Source organism: Levilactobacillus suantsaii (genome assembly GCF_004115745.1).
Classification (GTDB): domain Bacteria; phylum Bacillota; class Bacilli; order Lactobacillales; family Lactobacillaceae; genus Levilactobacillus; species Levilactobacillus suantsaii.
In genome coordinates, this window is record NZ_QXIL01000070.1 from 1 (window position 1) to 517 (window position 517).

Annotated in this window: 1 protein-coding gene; it reads right to left on the reverse strand. The window is 38.1% G+C overall.

All coding sequences use genetic code 11. The annotated features are described in order from the left end of the window. Positions 1 to 418, reverse strand: a 418-nt coding sequence (locus DXH47_RS11590) for a transposase (RefSeq protein ID WP_170955024.1), incomplete at its 3' end; no start/stop codon positions are given. Positions 419 to 517 lie beyond the last annotated feature (99 nt).

Here is a 517-nt window from a genome sequence, read left to right on the forward strand (position 1 = left end):
TGGCTGTAATGTTGGAAATCGTAGTGGGTGAATAATGAGTTCCATACATCTTCTCGATTAAGTCAGCTATTTCTCGAGTTGTAATTCCTTTTTCGTATAACTGTATAATCGTCGTTTCCAGTGCATCTACTCTTCGAGAATAAGGTGGGATTAAGTTAGCCTTAAACTCGCCCTTGCGATCGCGTGGGACACAGATACTCAGCTTTCCATACTCTGAATCAATTTGACGAAAATATTGGCCATTTCGAGAGTTACCAGAGTTGAAACCTTGACGATCATAAGGATCGTAGCCTAGAACAGAAGTTAACTCGGCTTGAAGTAACGTATTTAATGTATCCTGCAGTTGTTTTCTAAAAACTTCTTTTAAATCACCATGAGATAGTAGTACATTTGCCAATTCTTTGTTAAACTGATTCATAGGGGAAGACCTCCGTTGATTTGGTTTAGACGCTTATAATCATACGGGGAAGGTCTTCCCTTTTTCAATACTCATTTACACAAAATATTTTACACTCTC